Source organism: Paenibacillus sp. J22P90, assembly GCF_059692195.1.
Genome location: NZ_JCAUAY010000008.1, coordinates 143877 through 157740 on the forward strand (window position 1 = coordinate 143877; position 13864 = coordinate 157740).

Sequence of the window (13864 nt, forward strand, 5' to 3'; positions counted from 1 at the left end):
TGACCTAGCGGGTTTTCTTGTGCTTACCAGCGGATCTCTAGCAAATTTAAGCCTTGTACGCATCTATAAAGCCCTGGACAAAACGGGGATCCCACTGGCTCCCCTTCCCCTCCGCGAGAATGGCCATTGCCTTCTCGACAGGCATGCCCTTCCGATACGGCCTATCGGACGTCATCGCATCAAACGCATCCGCTACCGCAATGATGCGCCCGAACACGGGGATATCCTGGCCCTTTAGGCCATCCGGATATCCCGAGCCATCATAGCGCTCATGATGCGAGCGCACGCCTGGAAGCAAGGGAGCCATCGCCTCGGCAGGCTCTATTTGTTTCAAAATCGATTCACCCAGATCCGGGTGACGCTTGATTTGCTCGAACTCCTCGTCGGTTAATCGGCCATCTTTCAAGAGTACCGCATCGCGCACACCGATTTTGCCGATATCGTGGAGCAGTGCTGTTTTGTTCAACCAATCGAGCTGCTGCTCGCTTAGGCTCACAGCTCGTCCAATCAGTAGGGCATAATTCGCGACGCGCGTCGAATGCCCTGCCGTATAAGCATCTCGCGCATCGAGAGCTGCCGCAAGCGTGGCGTAATAGCTCTGCAGGAGCTGATTGTTCATTTTTTCACGGGCATCGAGGCCCTTCACCATATGGTTAAAGCCCGCGATCAACCGCGAGAATTCATCCGAGTATAAGTCGGAGGCTCTGACTTGGAGATCACCGGACTGCACTTGCTTCATCACGCGATGCAAATCCTCAATCGGCTGTTGAATATCACTGGCTAGCATGCGCGCACCTAAAGAGGAAAAACCGACGCCCAGCAACAAAATAATAGCCGCCCATTTCCAATAGTCAGCAATCAGCTGTGAAGAATCTACGCTTGTACTCAACCGAATTTGCGTTGCTAAGCTAAAAAGAAATAGCGGCATTGTGCCGATGAGAAACGCACTCAACTGAAACTTTCGCTGAATCGATACGATGACGCGTCCGTCCAACGAGACGTCTTCTCCATACAGCCGCTGCCCTAACTCACGTATATGTATCAACATGGGCCGAATGGCTTGCGCCGTCGTAAAAAAATCAAGTAAAGCATGCATACTAGCAATTAATATCGCCCCTATACCCGCCAGTCCGATATAAAAAGCAGGAAAAGTTAACCAGTCCCATTTGATACCTACACTTGCTATTGTCATTGCTGGAATCGATAACCCCAGAAAGTGCGGTCCCATGATCCGCACCACCGACAAAGCTGGAAAGCGATGTGTCTGTAAGTAAGCCTCACGTATTGTTGCAAGCGAAGGGACTTCTTGACCAATCATGGTCCGAATCGGTCTAATGTGCTTCCTAAACACCAGAAGCTCGGCCAGTATCATCACGCATAACGAAGAGATCATAATCATAAACACACGGAGTAATTCAGCACCTGAGATCGTGAGCGTCGTCGAAATAATGACCCCGCCGACCACCAGCACAGCAATACCAGAACCCATCATGTAATTTCGTAAAAGATTGCGCAAAAACTTCCTATATATCAGCATATAACTCCCCGCCTCTATGAAAACTATCCGAAACTGCGAAGTAGACTCGCATCTCCTCTATTGTATCGTAATCTAGCAGATTCCGCTTGATATCGGCAAAAGTAAAAAGCCACACTCTACAATAGAGTGTGACTTTGCTTGCGGCGCGCTAGCCCCTTACGCCTCCTGTTTTACCGTCGGATCGGCGTCCTTTCCTAGGAACGCGCGTGCCAAGTCCGTTACGCTTTTGCCTGTGAGCGTCTGCGTGATTTCTGGCACCTGGGCGATCATTTTGGCAATATCGCCGGTGATCCGATTCACGCCGGACGTCGAGCCGTCCTGCGAGATCACGGTGATCTTATCCACGTTGCTCAGCGGCGCCGCAATTTTCTCCGCCAGCTCTGGCAGGATACGGAGAATTTCCACCGTCACCGCCGCTTGCGTGTACTGCTTGTAGGCTTCGGCCTTCTTCTCCAGCGCCTCCGCTTCTGCAAGCCCTGCTAGGCGCACAACCTCGGCGTTCGCCTTCCCTTTGGCCAGCTCCGCTTCGGCCGTCGCTTCACCTCGCTTTCTCGTCGACTCCGCCTCCGCCTCGGCTTCAAGAATTTGCCGCTGCTTGCTCACCTCGGCACGCATAATGGCCGCCAGCTTCTCTGCTTCAGCCGGCTTAATAACTGAAGCCTCGAGCTCCTTCTGCTTCAGCTCGACCTCGATTTGGCGAACGGTTTTGTTCGCCTCCGCTTCCATCTGACGGATGCGTACCTGCTCCGTCACAAGCTGCTGCTGAATTTGCTTTTGCTTCAATTCATACGCCAAATCCGCTTCCGCCTGACGACTCGTCGTCTCCTGCTTAAACTCTGCTTCCTTCATGCTGAGCTCTTTACGGTACTGAGCTTCCTTCGCCGATGCGGCGCTCTCCGCCTCAATCGTCAACTGATGGGCTTCCGCCTTGCGAATAGCCGATTCCTTCTCCGTATCCGCCTGCCGGATTTGAATATCTCGCTCGACTTCCGCTTTGGCAATGCTAGCGCTTTTACGAATCCGCTCTACCTCAGGTACACCCAAGTTCTCGATGTAGCCCTGATCGTCCGCTACTCGCTTCAGTACGAAGGAAATGAGGTTGAGGCCCATTTTATCCAAATCCTCGGAACACGTCTCCCTCATCTTGCTGTTAAGCTCATCGGGATTCTTGAGAATCGATTCAACCGTCAATTGCCCGACTAACCCCCGTAAATGACCTTCTACGGAATGCAAAATCATCGCTTCCCGCTCCGCCATCGAATGATCAAGGAACTGCTCGGAAGCGGTTGCGATCGCGATGGGATCACTCTGGATTTTAATCTGAGCGACAGCCTCGATTTTGAGACGAATACCTTGCAGCGAGAACATCGGCTGATCTGGCTTCACATCAAAACTCGTGAGCATCATCGAGATGGTTTTATAGCTTTGAAAACCGGGGATGACGAATGTCCCGCCGCCTTGCACCACTCTTTTGCCCCCTAAACCAAACACGATCATCGCTTCATTCGGCGGCACTTTCTTATACGCTTTTACAATTGAAGCTAGTAAGATGAAAACAACAACCACTATGGCAACTACCATAATAAGGACTGAATACATCATTTCTGCCATACCTCCCGATCAATCAAGATCACTAAATTCCGTCACCGTCGCCACACCTTTGTTCATGTTCAAAATGACAACCTTCGTCCCTTTCGCTAAGGACGCGCCATTCTCGGAACGCACACTGATAGTGCGCGTCGTCCCTTGGAGCACATACACCATTTCACCCATGCCTTTCCCGATAATCGGAACTGTCAGCTTGCCCAACTGACCGCTGAGCTCAAAATCGCTCTCCTTCATACTGTCATCATGCTTATAAATAACCTTGGCATACAAAAGGAAGAAGAGCCACGCCATCACAAGACCTGCCGCAATGGCAATAACAAGAATTAGCAAACCACTCGTCATGCCAACCTTGTTCAAGATGTACCCCATACCGCCGAACACCGTCACCCCTGCGAGCAGCGAGGACATATTGAACATAGATGGGCCGCTATGCCCGTGTCCATGCCCATGTGCACCGCCTGCATCGCCATGCAGCTCAAAGCTGTCCACACCAAAAAGTGTGATAAGCAACGTAAGTACGAGACCTGCAAAGAAACAAACAATAAACAACGTCATCATCAGCTTTACCTCCTACACAAATATAGACGTAATTGGAAATAAAAGGTTTCGTTCGAATTTTGAATTATACACCGCATCCTTCTAATACTTCTTGCGTATAATCATTCGATGACTTATCGTTAATTCTATTAAACAGAAGGAGTAGATTATCCCATGAACAGAAAAAAATGGACTTGGTTAATTTCGGCAGCGATGGTAATCATGATGTTGACGCTAACGGGTTGTCAATCAATACAAGGCTTGGAACTAGCAAAAGCCGTTCAAAATGGCGCAAACGTGAAGTCATCCGAGTCAAAAGGCACACTGCAGCTTGAACTTGTACCCGGTGACACTTCCAAGCTCACAGCAGAAGAAAAAGCTGCACTTGCAGCGTTGAAAGATGTGAAGGTTGAGCTTGCAGTTAAAACGCAGGACAACCAGCATTCTTCCATCGACGGTACGATTGTTTATAGCAAAGGCACGATTCCTTTCAACGTTGCCATGGAAGGCACGAAGATCAGCCTGAATATTCAAGGCGCGCAAAAGCCAATTGTTCTTGATCTTTTAGGCGGCGCTAATATTTCTTTCTTATCGTTCTTACCTAAGGCTGTCCAAGAGCAATTCGGCAACAAAATACTTGAGATTAAACCAGCACTCATCGGCCTTATTTTAGGCAATGCTCCCGATCCAGCTAAGCTATCTATTGCTCCGGTAACGGATAAAGTGAATGGCGAATCGCTTTCATTGCAAAAAGCCCATGTAGATCTTAGCGGCACTGAATTGGCTTCCCTTTTACAAAAACTACTTGCTAACGTTCTTGCAGACGAGGCTGGCCTCAAAGAAGTGCTTAGCCAGTTGTACGATGCTCTCTTCCCTGTGATCCAGGCGCAAATTGACGGAGGAGATAAAAGCATCACTTTGGGACTTCTAGCGAACAAAGATTTAACACTCGGCTTCGTGTACTCCCCAATTCACGATTATCTTGCAGGATTGGCGGATTCCATAGATCCAACCAATGATATGTTTAGTGCGGACGCGTCTCTTCAAGCCGATATCTACATTGACGCTGATAAACAAGTTCGCAAGCAAAAATTAGCGATTAACCTGCCAATTACGGAATCAAAAAATGGCGCTTCCGCGCTGAAAATTTCCTATGAGAGTGATTCTTGGAATTTGAATAAGCCAGTTACGGCAAGCACGGTGAATACGTCTGGCGCACTTCAACTTAAGTTAGATGCTACGGCGATCTTTAAGCTGCTAGCTAACCAAGATAAGCAATCCACGTTGTACAAAATGCTGAAAGACGATTTGAAAGTAACGAAAAAAGATGTCAATATGGCTACCGATGGATCAGGGGCTACGGAAGATGCACCACAACCATTTATTGATGCGAATGGCAAAACGATGGTTCCTGTACGCTTCGTCTCCGAGCAACTGGGTGCTGAGGTAGGTTGGAACGGTGAGCTTCGTCAAGTTACGATTACAGACTTCATCACAGGTAGAACGATTCTGCTGACGTTGGATAGCAAGCTGGCAACGGTAAACGGCGTTGCTGCTCCTGAACTCGAAAGCGCGGCTACCCTTTCCAACAATTCAACTTACGTACCTATTCGCTTCATTGCTGAGCAGCTTGGCTGTATCGTATCCTTCAATGACGACACACGTGTCGTCACGATCCACCGAGACTAGACAGAAATAAGCCTCATAGGCGATCACCCTTTTCGAACGGCTGAATAGTCTAGTAATGAACCTAGGCAAAAAGCCAGCTGCATGAAGTGCAGTCGTACGAGAAGGAGTGAACGTCTATGTATCAAAACCCTATGCATCCCCAAGTGCCTCAAGGTCAACATGGTCATCACGGTCCCCATGTGGTTTACCAAGCGGAACCAAATTGGCAGCACACGATGAAACACAAACGAGACCAAATCATGCATGCTATTCATCCGCATATAGGCCGCAAGGTCCGTATCACCACGATTGATGGGCATACCCATGAAGGTGTCCTTATTAATGCAGACGGTCATCATGTCTATATTCATCTGGACCATCACGGTCAAGGGCACCACCATGGTCATAACAGACCGATCTATACACCAGCGCAATATAATCAAATTATTACGCTCGTGCTTTTCGAACTATTAGTCATCCTTCTGCTTGCTTAAAACATAAGCTTGCTCCATCTGGCCTTAGGCCAAGGGAGTGAGCTTTTTTTACTTAAGAAGCACCTCCGGTTGAAAATAGCGCTGATGTTTTTTCAGAAAAGTGGAATAAGCTTCCTACATATTGGATATATTATCAAAGCTGCGTTAATGACTTACAAGCTCTTCGGAACGAGTTGATTCCGCCGAATGTGAAGCGCAGGCACAAATTATTGTTGGAGGTTTATGAACACATGGAAACAGGTACGGTGAAATGGTTTAACGCAGAAAAGGGATTTGGGTTTATCGAAGTGGAAGGCGGCAATGATGTGTTCGTTCATTTCAGTGCCATTCAAGGAGATGGTTTCAAAAGCTTAGATGAGGGCCAACGAGTGCAATTCGAAGTTGTTCAAGGGAACCGCGGACCGCAAGCTGAAAATGTAGTCAAGCTGTAGTCCTTCATCACATATTGCTTCAACTGCTTGCGCGTCAGAGTCCATCATGACAAGGAGGAGTTCGATTGTACTTTTCGAAAAAATCATTGGAACCAGTACCGGAGGAACAAACCAGCATCTGGACCTGCAGCACGGATCAGTGCTCTTGCTGGATGAGAGATAATTTTTCATTCGACGATAGTCCCGTATGTCCGATTTGCCAATCATCCATGGTCAAAGATTTAAAGATGCTCCCTACCTTATCGAACACAAGCAGCAGGCGATGAATCCGGTAGAAAGCCCCGTGTCTCCCACTTTAGGAGATACGGGGCTTTTACTTGTTTAAATTACTTACAAAGGATTCCTATTATAGAAATGGTGGCTGAAATCCACTGCCTGGGTACATCACCACGGTATCCTCTTCCTTCATGACAGGCGTGGCTAACACGAGGATTTTGCCCCATTCCAATTCATTTGTGAGTCGATTCGCTTCCTCCTCAGGCACGCCGAGGGCCATAATCTTAGCTTTCAGCTCCTCACCACGTGAGCGGAAAAGATTGGCGATTGACGTGAACAATCCTTCCTCTGCCATCGAAATCTGCTCTGCACCCGTAAACTCCGCGATGTAGTCTGTACCTTCAGCACTGTGTGTCAGAACATAAATATGATCCTTTTTGAAGCCTTCGCTATGCAACTGTTGTACTTTTCTCTGCGTATCCTCAAGACTGGATGTCACACTTACTCTAGTATACGTACTCATGGTAATTCCTCCTCATCAATGGGGTTTTATTGGGTGAATCCGTGTTACCTCGAGTTAAATGCTGCGTTCTAAATACTTCGGCGTCTGCCAAAAATTAAGGAGACAACAAACATGATTAGGAAGACAAAGAACAAGATTTTGGCGATACCTACTGCCGTTGAGACAATCCCAAAGAATCCAAAAACACCTGCTACCAGCGCAATAATTAGAAAAACCATGGCCCATCCTAGCATATCCAACACCTCTCTCTTCCTCTTCATTGGGTTCATCTTGCTATGTGATCTATTACCCATCTGCCCTAGAGTTGAAACATCTCCCCCTTCTCAAGCCTTTCTAGCCGCTTATCCAATCGTTCGAGCAGCTCCTTAATCTCCAGATTCTCTTGTTCCGCGCGATAATTAATCGCAAAATCCAGGATAGCCTCTTTCTTGTCACTTGCCGCCTGACGATTCTGACTCATCAATATGACAGGTGCCTGGAAGGCCGAAATACAAGATAGAATGAGATTCAGCAAAATAAAAGGCGGCTTGTCAAAGGCGAACCTAGTTACATTTATGATCATCCACATTATTAAAAATCCAGCAAACATCAGAATGAACGACCAGCTCCCGCCAAATGAAGCGATATGATCTGCTAAGCGGTCTTTCCATGATGATTGCTTCTTCTGCTGCTCTAAGAGATGAGATTTAATACTCACCTGATAGGCCTTCACCATCGCTGTAATTCGCTCTAACTGATCATTATCTAATTTAAAAACGGGATCATTATCTAACTCCTGAAATAACTGCTCGGATGTACCTACCCCTGAAGCTAACTGCCCTATGCCTTCCTTATCCATGGTCTTCCCCTACTTTCTTATTAAAAGGTTTACACTGTATATAAGTACCCTAATTGCTTGTAAGGTGAAACAAAGGAAAAGGAGCTAAGCGAAAACATCGCTTAGCTCCTTCTTATACCCTCTTGCAGTAAATGCGCTCTTGAGGTATGAAATCATCATACTGCACACCTTCAGGGACAAAAATAATCGATTCTTTCTTGCCTAGCCCCAAGTATCCATGCGAAACCAAGCTGCCATAGAACAAGCTATGCACCTGCTGCTGCAGCGTATGGTCGAAATAGATCATGACATTGCGGCACAAAATGACATGGAACTCGTTAAATGAACCGTCTGTGACCAGGTTATGTTGAGCAAACATGAGATTTTCCTTCATGATCGGCTGAAAGTAGGCATACTGGTGATCGGTCTTATAGTACTCAGAGAACGCTTTGGTGCCTCCCGCTTCCAAGTAATTCTTGGTGTACATCTGCATCTGTTTAAGTGGAAACGCGCCCCTTTGAGCAGATTCGATGGCCTTCTCATTCATATCCGTTGCATAAATCTTCGTCTTTTCCGCTAACCCCTCTTCCTGCATCAGAATGGCCATGGCATACACTTCTTCGCCAGTTGCACATCCTGCATGCCAAATGCGAATTTCCGGATAGTCACGAAGCTTGGGCACAACCTCATTCCGAAAAGCAAGGAAGAAGCTCGGGTCTCTGAACATTTCAGTTACCCGAATGGACATATCGCCTAACAACTTCTCGACAAAAGAAGGCTCATGGAGCACTTTTTCTAGAAGGGCCGTGATCGACGGCAGCTTTTCCATCTTCATCCGATTTAAAATCCGTCTGCGCAAAGAGGAGCGTACATAATGACGAAAATCAAATCCATACATTTGAAACAAACCTTCTAACAGAAGGTTAATCTCGATATTTTGCAGTTCATCATAAGAGAGCTCCTCCAGTTCAGAGTAAGCATCTTCGGAGGATGGACGTGTCAATGTTTGTTCACCTGCTTCGTTAGCCATACACGCATTAGAGAGAATAATTGCTCCATATTTAAAGGTTTTGTAATATAATCGGACGCGCCAGCTTCTAAGCATTTCTCTTTCTCATTCTTCATCGCCTTGGCCGTTAGCGCAATGATTGGCAGATCTTGCAGCTCAAGTTCGCCGCGGATAGCCTTCATCGCATCATACCCGCCCATAACCGGCATCATAATATCCATAAGCACCAGATCGTAATCACTTTTTTGCCGCAGCATATCCAAGGCGTCCTTACCATTGTGAGCAGCCTCTACAATAATTCCTTTTGTTTCCAGGATGGACACCAGCGCGAACACATTGCGGGCATCATCATCGACAAGCAATATTTTTTTGCCATGAAAAAGTTGAGAATCCGCAGTGATTGGCAGATCAAATCGAGAATCACTCTCTAGAGAATTCACTCGTGCAAATGATGCTTCTTCAAACTGGGATTGTCCTGCCAGCAGTTCTCCAGCAGCAGCTATTTCACCTTGAGGGTAGTTGTTGGTCAGTTGATCCTCTGTGCTTTTTTCTTTGGCATTCGGAATATACAGGGTAAAAGTACTGCCTACGTTCATCTCGCTTCGTACTACAATAGTGCCTCCCAGCAACCGCGTAAACTCACGGCATATGGATAAACCAAGCCCCGTACCTCCATATTGGCGATTCGTGGTGCCATCTACTTGCTGGAACGCATCAAAAATAATTTGCTGCTTATCAATCGGAATACCGATACCTGTATCCTTTACTGACATGGCTAGGACCGTGTCTTCCGGTTGTAGATGAAGGAGCTTTTGAATAGGCGCCGAATCCGCACGCGCAATCGTCAAGCTGACCGTTCCTTTTTCCGTAAATTTAAAGGCATTCGATAATAAATTTTTCAAGATTTGCTGCAACCGCTGACCATCTGTCAGAATCACGTTCGGTACATCCGGCTCGAGCTGAATATCGAAATCCAAGCCCTTCTTTGCAGCCACAGGGGCGAACATCTGTGACATGGCATACGGAATTTCGGTTACATTAACCTCGTCTGTCATGATTTCTATTTTACCCGCTTCTACCTTGGATAAATCCAAAATATCATCAATCAGTACAAGCAGATCATTCCCCGCCCCGTTAATGACGCGTGAATAATCAACAATCTCCGACTTCTCCATATCGCCGTTGCTCTCTGCCAGCATCTGGGACAGTATCATGATACTGTTCAGCGGCGTTCTCAGCTCATGAGACATATTGGCTAAGAAGTCGGTCTTGTACTGCGAGCTTGTTTTCAGCTGCATCGAATAGTCTTCGAGCTCATCTTTCGCTTTATTGAGCTCGATCGCTTTCTGCTCAGCAAAATGGTTCTGTTCCTCCAGATACTCATTCGTTATTCGAAGCTGCTCTTGCTGCATCTGGAGCTCCTCAGACTGCGTCTGAAGCTCTTCCGATTGCGCCTGAAGCTCTTCAGTCAGAATCTGCGACTCGGAAAGTAGGCGCTCCACTTCCATTCGGCTGCGAACACTGGTAATCGCGGTTCCAAATTTCTCTTGCAAGGTATCCAACAGCGTTAGATGTTTGGACTGGAAAGGTTCCATCGAAGCAAGCTCAATCACAGCTTCCGTTCTTCCTTCAACAAGGATAGGCGCTACAAGCAAGCTGCGTGGTTTGGAAGTACCTAGACCCGAGGTGAGTTTAACATGATCCTCTGGCAAATTATCTATAAGAAATAAATGTTGATCTAACGCACACTGACCCACAAGACCTTCACCGGATTGGAAGCGTAACGTGGACCTATCCTCCCCCGTAGATGCGTACCCTGCTATTTTTACAAAGAAAGGCTTGCCTTCGACAAATTGTCTGAGATAAATAACACCATAGCTCGCGCCAAGCATCGGGGCTAGCTTGTTAATCACCATTTCACTCAATACCTTGGTATCGCTAATCCCTTGATACAAGGTAGATATGTCGGTGACTCCCTTCTGAATCCAACTCTGCTTCTCTAATTCTGCCAACAATTCGTTCGTCGCCTCAGCGAGTTCACGAATCTCATCATTCGTTATGATGTCAATTCTAGAGGATAAGTTCCCTTCAGAAGCCGAAATTTCACGCATTTTTTGGCTAACCTGAGCAATCGTTCTTGTAATCGAATTGGAAAGAACGATTGCCACAGCAATAGCGAATAGAGAAATAGCGCCTAATATAACAAAAAGAACAACTCGGAGATTATAGTTGCTTTCCTTTAATTGTTCAACACGCTGAACGGTTAACTGCTTCTCAGCCGTTAGAAAGGAATCGAACTGTACTCGCAGTTGGTCCATAATTTTCTTCCCTGAATTTAACTTGAAAAAATTGTTAAGACTCGCTGTATCATTGTTTTTCTTCAGCTGAACTGCCGTTTCACCAGCTGTTTCCACGTAGCTCTGAATCGTGACCTTAATGGCTTTCAAGCTTTGTAATTGGGATGGATTATCCCGAAGGAGTAAGCTTAGCTTATTATAGTTATCTACCCAGGTTAGACTTCCAGCATTATACGGTTCTAAATACTGCTCGTCCCCTGTGATGACAAATCCTCGCATCCCTGTTTCTATATCCAACATATTTTTCTGCAAGACGCCAAGAAGATCATGCACTTCAATATCATGAACAGAGACAAACTCTACTTCGTCCTGAAGATCGGACATACGGCTGCTTACGATGAGGAGTGCAATGCCTAGACATAATATAATAGATAAATAGCCAAATAAAATTTTGGTTTTAATGTTGATTTGAAAGAGTTTCAAAATGTATGCCTCCTAGTACAGTGGTCGCGAATGTTATGTAAACATTCTGTCTCCTACTATACCACACCAACGTGGCAGCTAGAATGAAATTTCTATTTTTTGGTAAAGTTTTATCTAGCTGCTGCTTTAATGACGATAAGGCAGATAAGCCCCCTCCTTTACAACGGCGAGGATAAAACGATCTTTAATTTATCCATAGCTCGCTTCTGAATACGTGAAACGCTCATCTGCGAAATACCAAGCTCATCCGCAATATGCCGCTGAGCATGCCCTTCTTGATAAATCATAGCTATGACGGTACGCTCCTCTTCCTTCAAACAACTCATCGCCTCTTCGAGATCGATCTGTCGCTCAAGCGTCAAATAATCATTCGTTGAACCCGCAATCATATCTCCAACGGTCGCACTATCTCCCTCTGCTGTAAGCGGAGTATCTAACGACGTGTAATGGTAATAGTCGCGACCTGCCAGAATTTCAATCGTTTCCTCCGGGCTCAGCTCCAAATAAGCAGCAATCTCATCGATATTGGGCGAACGTTCCAGCTTAACCGTCAGTTCGTCCAGCGCTCGCTGAACTTGTGCACCTTTTTCCTTAATACGCCTAGGAACCTGTATGTACCATGATTTATCTCGAAGGTAATTTTTCAGATGGCCAATTAAACATTTCATTGCATACCCTTCAAAGGGAACGTCCATCGTGCTGTCATATTGGGTAAAGAGCCTCAATAACGACATTTGTCCAACTTGGAAGAGATCCTCATACAAATCAGGACGGCTTCGCGACATTTTGCCAACCGCCATACGTACGATTGGCTCATAGTGCAGCAGCAAAGCCGTAGCCGTCTCTTTACAGGCTGTTTCTTGATAGATTTTCATTTTAGAATACATTTCATATAAGGGCTCGGAAGATGCCTTTGCATTCATACCAGTTCCTCTTTTCTGCTCGCCTGCCTTGTTAGCAGTTTTGTCAGTATAACCTCAGTTCCCTTATCGCCACGTGTGAGCACCTGCACATCGTCCATCAGCGCTTGCATAAGGAAAAGGCCTAAACCGCCAACATTGGCTTCACTAATTGATTTATTATGCAGACTCGTGTCATCTGGATTGGTTTGCACATAGTGAAAGCTATTGCCCTCATCTTTGACCGATATTTTCAAAAAACCATGACTGTGTTCGAATCGAAGCTCGACGGTTCCTGATTGATGCTCTTTATAGGCATGTAAGATTGCATTATTACAAGCTTCCGCCACAGCTACTTTCATATCCTCGATATCTTCATAGTTAAAGCCTGCTTTGGTAGCCACGCCATATAACGTTAATCTCACAATGTCTAAATATTCCGCTTGAGCGGGTATCGTCAGGCCAATGTATGGGCTCATATAATCTCTTCTTTCCTTTCTGCTATACGCTCAGTTTGAACAGGTCGACCTCTATTTACTAAAAATTGAGCAACACCGGTCAACTCAAACAGTCGCTGTATTCTGGCTGGGACGTGGTGGATATGAAGCGGCGCATTCATCGTTGCTCTTACCTTAAGTACAGAAACGATTAAGCCGATTCCGGTACTATCGATGTAGCGCAGCTCCTTTAAATCTAGGGTCAACGGTTCATTTGCCTTATTGACGACCGAATCCAGCACCTTGGCCAGTTCAGGCGCAGCAGAAAGATCAAGTTCTCCGCTCAAGTATATAATATTTCCTCGCTCGTCCGAGTGCTTATAAAAGATAAATTTACGTATGGCGTTCACGTGATGACCCCTCTCTATTTGGCATGGCTGACATGCGAAGCTGATTTCTTGGTTCTGATTCGTTGCCACATGTCATAGGACATAACGGCTCCTTGCAGCAGCGTTTTCCACTTAGGATTCGGCTTGGGATCTTCCCCTGACATTCCTGTTTGTTTCACTGCGGAAATGAAGCTTGAAGCGGATTGCTTCACAGAAGATGTTAGTTCATGAATGACTTGACCAACATCACTTACAGAGCTGAACAGGTGGTTAAGTTTGGCTAACTTCACCCGTACATCAATGGCCATTTCGTTCGTATTGAGAATGACATCTTTCACATCAGACGTAATCTCCTTTACTTCATTTTTCATTTGCCCCATCGTTATCGTTATTTCATCCAGTGAATGTTTGAGTGATTTTAACGTTTGAATCAAATAGAACACAAGAAAAACAAAGGCTATTACGGCGATAATCACACTAATCTGAACTAACATTAGAATCCCCCCTTGATGGCTTAAT

Annotated in this window: 16 protein-coding genes; 4 read left to right on the plus strand and 12 right to left on the minus strand. The window is 46.1% G+C overall.

The annotated features are described in order from the left end of the window. Window positions 1–46: 46 nt before the first annotated feature. The 3 genes from AC58UX_RS24400 to AC58UX_RS24410 form a co-directional block, all read right to left on the minus strand. Window positions 47–1537: an HD domain-containing phosphohydrolase gene (locus tag AC58UX_RS24400; RefSeq protein WP_497257549.1), complete on the minus strand. Its 1491-nt coding sequence runs from the start codon at window positions 1535–1537 to the stop codon at window positions 47–49. Window positions 1538–1693: 156 nt separating this feature from the next. Then, on the minus strand, window positions 1694–3139 hold the full coding sequence (locus tag AC58UX_RS24405) for a flotillin family protein (RefSeq protein ID WP_497257552.1): 1446 nt from the start codon (window positions 3137–3139) through the stop codon (window positions 1694–1696). 18 nt (window positions 3140–3157) lie between these two features. Further along, the gene (locus AC58UX_RS24410) at window positions 3158–3703 is read right to left on the minus strand and encodes an NfeD family membrane protein (protein ID WP_497257554.1); all 546 of its coding nucleotides are present in this window, start codon (window positions 3701–3703) and stop codon (window positions 3158–3160) included. 153 nt (window positions 3704–3856) lie between these two features. Between AC58UX_RS24410 and AC58UX_RS24415 the strand changes: the two genes are divergently transcribed. The 4 genes from AC58UX_RS24415 to AC58UX_RS24430 all read left to right on the plus strand — a co-directional run bounded on the left by AC58UX_RS24415 (window position 3857) and on the right by AC58UX_RS24430 (window position 6541). Further along, window positions 3857–5371, plus strand: coding sequence for a copper amine oxidase N-terminal domain-containing protein (locus AC58UX_RS24415; RefSeq protein WP_497257556.1), 1515 nt, complete (start codon window positions 3857–3859; stop codon window positions 5369–5371). A gap of 116 nt (window positions 5372–5487) precedes the next feature. Further along, complete coding sequence (locus AC58UX_RS24420; protein ID WP_497257558.1) at window positions 5488–5844, plus strand: hypothetical protein; 357 nt, start codon at window positions 5488–5490, stop codon at window positions 5842–5844. 230 nt (window positions 5845–6074) lie between these two features. Next, window positions 6075–6275, plus strand: a complete 201-nt coding sequence (locus AC58UX_RS24425; RefSeq protein WP_314801160.1) for a cold-shock protein — start codon at window positions 6075–6077, stop codon at window positions 6273–6275. 65 nt (window positions 6276–6340) lie between these two features. Further along, window positions 6341–6541, plus strand: a complete 201-nt coding sequence (locus AC58UX_RS24430) for a cold-shock protein (protein WP_497257560.1) — start codon at window positions 6341–6343, stop codon at window positions 6539–6541. 80 nt (window positions 6542–6621) lie between these two features. On the opposite strand, the gene AC58UX_RS24435 is transcribed toward AC58UX_RS24430, so the two are convergent. From AC58UX_RS24435 to AC58UX_RS24475, 9 genes are all read right to left on the minus strand, one after another. Beyond that, window positions 6622–7014: a YflT domain-containing protein gene (locus AC58UX_RS24435; protein WP_497257562.1), complete on the minus strand. Its 393-nt coding sequence runs from the start codon at window positions 7012–7014 to the stop codon at window positions 6622–6624. 68 nt (window positions 7015–7082) lie between these two features. Further along, the gene (locus AC58UX_RS24440) at window positions 7083–7247 is read right to left on the minus strand and encodes a DUF1328 domain-containing protein (protein WP_497257896.1); all 165 of its coding nucleotides are present in this window, start codon (window positions 7245–7247) and stop codon (window positions 7083–7085) included. 65 nt (window positions 7248–7312) lie between these two features. Further along, a complete protein-coding gene (locus tag AC58UX_RS24445) occupies window positions 7313–7852 on the minus strand; it encodes a DUF1003 domain-containing protein (protein WP_497257564.1) in 540 nt (179 codons plus the stop codon). Window positions 7853–7964: 112 nt separating this feature from the next. Further along, window positions 7965–8861: a CheR family methyltransferase gene (locus AC58UX_RS24450; RefSeq protein WP_497257566.1), complete on the minus strand. Its 897-nt coding sequence runs from the start codon at window positions 8859–8861 to the stop codon at window positions 7965–7967. Next, window positions 8831–11620, minus strand: a complete 2790-nt coding sequence (locus AC58UX_RS24455) for a CHASE3 domain-containing protein (protein WP_497257568.1) — start codon at window positions 11618–11620, stop codon at window positions 8831–8833. The genes AC58UX_RS24450 and AC58UX_RS24455 overlap by 31 nt, the downstream gene beginning before the upstream one ends. Window positions 11621–11778: 158 nt before the next feature. Then, the gene (locus AC58UX_RS24460; protein WP_497257570.1) at window positions 11779–12543 is read right to left on the minus strand and encodes a sigma-70 family RNA polymerase sigma factor; all 765 of its coding nucleotides are present in this window, start codon (window positions 12541–12543) and stop codon (window positions 11779–11781) included. After that, entirely contained in the window at window positions 12540–12998 is a 459-nt protein-coding gene (gene rsbW, locus AC58UX_RS24465) for an anti-sigma B factor RsbW (protein ID WP_497257572.1), read from the minus strand. The genes AC58UX_RS24460 and rsbW overlap by 4 nt, the downstream gene beginning before the upstream one ends. After that, a complete protein-coding gene (locus tag AC58UX_RS24470) occupies window positions 12995–13435 on the minus strand; it encodes an STAS domain-containing protein (RefSeq protein ID WP_497257574.1) in 441 nt (146 codons plus the stop codon). Before AC58UX_RS24470 ends, rsbW begins: the two co-directional genes overlap by 4 nt. Then, a complete protein-coding gene (locus AC58UX_RS24475; RefSeq protein WP_497257576.1) occupies window positions 13381–13839 on the minus strand; it encodes a DUF948 domain-containing protein in 459 nt (152 codons plus the stop codon). Before AC58UX_RS24475 ends, AC58UX_RS24470 begins: the two co-directional genes overlap by 55 nt. Window positions 13840–13864: the final 25 nt, after the last annotated feature.

Bases quoted from the DNA above. Each gene is read 5' to 3' on its own strand.
- AC58UX_RS24400 (WP_497257549.1), bottom strand. From the start codon at position 1,537: ATGCTGATATATAGGAAGTTTTTGCGCAATCTTTTACGAAATTACATG.
- AC58UX_RS24405 (WP_497257552.1), bottom strand. From the start codon at position 3,139: ATGATGTATTCAGTCCTTATTATGGTAGTTGCCATAGTGGTTGTTGTT.
- AC58UX_RS24410 (WP_497257554.1), bottom strand. From the start codon at position 3,703: ATGATGACGTTGTTTATTGTTTGTTTCTTTGCAGGTCTCGTACTTACG.
- AC58UX_RS24415 (WP_497257556.1), top strand. From the start codon at position 3,857: ATGAACAGAAAAAAATGGACTTGGTTAATTTCGGCAGCGATGGTAATC.
- AC58UX_RS24420 (WP_497257558.1), top strand. From the start codon at position 5,488: ATGTATCAAAACCCTATGCATCCCCAAGTGCCTCAAGGTCAACATGGT.
- AC58UX_RS24425 (WP_314801160.1), top strand. From the start codon at position 6,075: ATGGAAACAGGTACGGTGAAATGGTTTAACGCAGAAAAGGGATTTGGG.
- AC58UX_RS24435 (WP_497257562.1), bottom strand. From the start codon at position 7,014: ATGAGTACGTATACTAGAGTAAGTGTGACATCCAGTCTTGAGGATACG.
- AC58UX_RS24440 (WP_497257896.1), bottom strand. From the start codon at position 7,247: ATGCTAGGATGGGCCATGGTTTTTCTAATTATTGCGCTGGTAGCAGGT.
- AC58UX_RS24445 (WP_497257564.1), bottom strand. From the start codon at position 7,852: ATGGATAAGGAAGGCATAGGGCAGTTAGCTTCAGGGGTAGGTACATCC.
- AC58UX_RS24450 (WP_497257566.1), bottom strand. From the start codon at position 8,861: ATGGCTAACGAAGCAGGTGAACAAACATTGACACGTCCATCCTCCGAA.
- AC58UX_RS24460 (WP_497257570.1), bottom strand. From the start codon at position 12,543: ATGAATGCAAAGGCATCTTCCGAGCCCTTATATGAAATGTATTCTAAA.
- rsbW (WP_497257572.1), bottom strand. From the start codon at position 12,998: ATGAGCCCATACATTGGCCTGACGATACCCGCTCAAGCGGAATATTTA.
- AC58UX_RS24475 (WP_497257576.1), bottom strand. From the start codon at position 13,839: ATGTTAGTTCAGATTAGTGTGATTATCGCCGTAATAGCCTTTGTTTTT.